Genomic DNA, 2,060 nt, shown 5'->3' on the forward strand with positions numbered 1-2,060 from the left:
CTGGCTGTGCCGGATATCGCCATCGTCGAGCGGAGGTTCGCGGCCACCGACCCGATCCGCTACCCGGTGGGCACCGTGCTGGCGGTCGTCGAAATCGTGTCGCCCGGCAGCGAGCCACAAGACCAGATGATCAAGCCGCAGCTCTATGCAGACGCGGGCATTGCCGTGTATTGGCGGTTCGAGCTGGCGCCGAAACCGCACATCGTCGTCTCCGAGCTCCGGCGTGGCCGGTTCGTCTCTACGGTCACCGCCCCAGCTGGCGAGCGGACGGTGATCCCCTGCCCGTTCCCGGTCGATCTCGACCCGGCCGAGCTGGCGCGGCAGTGACCGCAGACCTGATCTGAACGATCAGGAGAGGGCCTGCTGGGCACCGACGGAGGTCATGTCCACGGGCGTGGTGTGCGGAGGATGATCTTTGTGACCTGTTCGTGCAGGTCAGCGGGTGTGGGCCGCCTTACCCACAATAAGAGCGCCCGCGTCGGCAAGCAGGAACTCCTCTGCGGGCCGCGATCGAGGCCGCAGCACGCGCGACCCGACCGCGGCCCAGCAGGCTTGCCCGTTCACGTGGTGGTGGACCATGTGGTCACCGTCAACCCAGGTGCGGGCTGTCGTCAGCGCAGCGACGTGGACGCTGCCCGGATCTCGGTCGCGAACAGCTCGGGCTCTTCCCAGGCGGCGAAGTGGCCGCCCTTGTCGACCTCGTTGAAGTAGATGAGGTTGGGGTAGGCCTTCTCGACCCAGCTGCGTGGGGCCTGGAAGATCTCGCCGGGGAACGTGGTGAAGCCGACCGGGATCGAGACCTCTGGGGGAGCCTGGCCGGCCGCAAGAGCTGCGGAGCGTCCGCTCTCCCAGTAGGACCGGGCCGCCGAGGCCCCGGTGCCCGTCAGCCAGTACAGCGTGATGTTGTCGACGATCCTGTCCCGGGTGAGTGTGCCCGCGGGCTGCTTGTCAAGGAAGGCGTGTGAGATCTTCTTGTAGCTGTCTGTGTCGTGGTCGAGCATCCAGGCCGCGAGCGCGATGGGTGAATCCAGCAAGGCGTAGCCGATCGTCTGGGGCCGCGTGGCCTGCTCCAGGAAGTAGCCCCTGCCGCTCGTGTTGAAGGTGGCGATGGCGTCGAGCGCCGCGCGTTCCTTCTCGGAGCGTCCCGCCGGCGGGGGGCCGTTGTCGGCCAACGCCGTCAGGAGCAGGTTGATGTGGATGCCGAGCAGGCCCTCGGGTGCCTGGCGGCCCATCGCGTCGGTGACGGCGGAGCCTACGTCGCCGCCCTGGGCGACGTAGTGGGTGTAGCCGAGGCGGTGCATCAGCTCTGCCCAGGCGCGTGCGACGCGACCGGGGTCCCAGCCGACCTCCTTCGGCTCGCCGGAGAAGCCGTAGCCGGGCAGGGACGGCAGCACGAGGTCGAACGCGTCCTCGGCGCGTCCGCCGTGCGCGGTCGGGTCGGTGAGCGGGCCGACGACCTCGAGCAGCTCGATGACCGAGCCGGGCCAGCCGTGCGTCATGATCAGCGGCAACGCGTGCTCGTGCCGCGACTTCACGTGGATGAAGTGGATGTCCACTCCGTCGATCTCGGTCGTGAACTGCGGCAGCGCGTTCAGTCTCGCCTCGCACCGGCGCCAGTCGTAATCGGCCGCCCAGTAGCGGGCGAGCTCCTGGATCGTCGCCAAATGCACGCCTTGGGACCGATCTGTTACCAGTTCTCTGGAGGGCCAGCGGGTCGCGGCGATGCGCCGTCGAAGGTCGGCGATCGCTTCTTCGGGCATGTCAATCCGGAATGGGCGGATGTCAGTTTCTTTGGACATGAATCTCCACTTTCCTGGACTGGTTGCTGACGACGGACGGCCGGACGGGTCGGCTCCGGCCTGAGGTTCCAGGGCAACGACCTTCATCCGGGCGCCGGCGCAATAGTTGGTACTGCCGCACGATTGCGGCTCGGGCGGACGCGTCGCGCCCGTGGCACTCCCTGCCCTCATACCCTGGTCTGGCGTCGAGCAACGATGCATCCAGAGGAGTCGGATGCAGCCCACCGGCGGTAAGACCGATTCCATGAGAGCGCCCGGCAG

At 67.8% G+C, this 2,060-nt stretch carries 2 protein-coding genes; one reads left to right on the plus strand and one right to left on the minus strand.

Annotated features, from left to right (window positions below):
* Positions 1-327: Uma2 family endonuclease (locus tag U9980_RS18955; RefSeq protein WP_322769145.1), on the plus strand; the 327-nt coding region annotated here is incomplete at its 5' end.
* A 284-nt stretch (positions 328-611) separates the two neighbouring features.
* On the opposite strand, the gene U9980_RS18960 is transcribed toward U9980_RS18955, so the two are convergent.
* Positions 612-1,799 carry an epoxide hydrolase gene (locus U9980_RS18960; protein ID WP_322769146.1) on the minus strand — a complete coding sequence of 396 codons (1,188 nt, stop codon included), beginning with the start codon at positions 1,797-1,799 and terminating at the stop codon, positions 612-614.
* Positions 1,800-2,060 lie beyond the last annotated feature (261 nt).

The organism is Protofrankia sp. Cr1, from assembly GCF_963555865.1.
GTDB lineage: Bacteria > Actinomycetota > Actinomycetes > Frankiales > Frankiaceae > Protofrankia.

Bases quoted from the DNA above. Each gene is read 5' to 3' on its own strand.
- U9980_RS18960 (WP_322769146.1), bottom strand. From the start codon at position 1,799: ATGTCCAAAGAAACTGACATCCGCCCATTCCGGATTGACATGCCCGAA.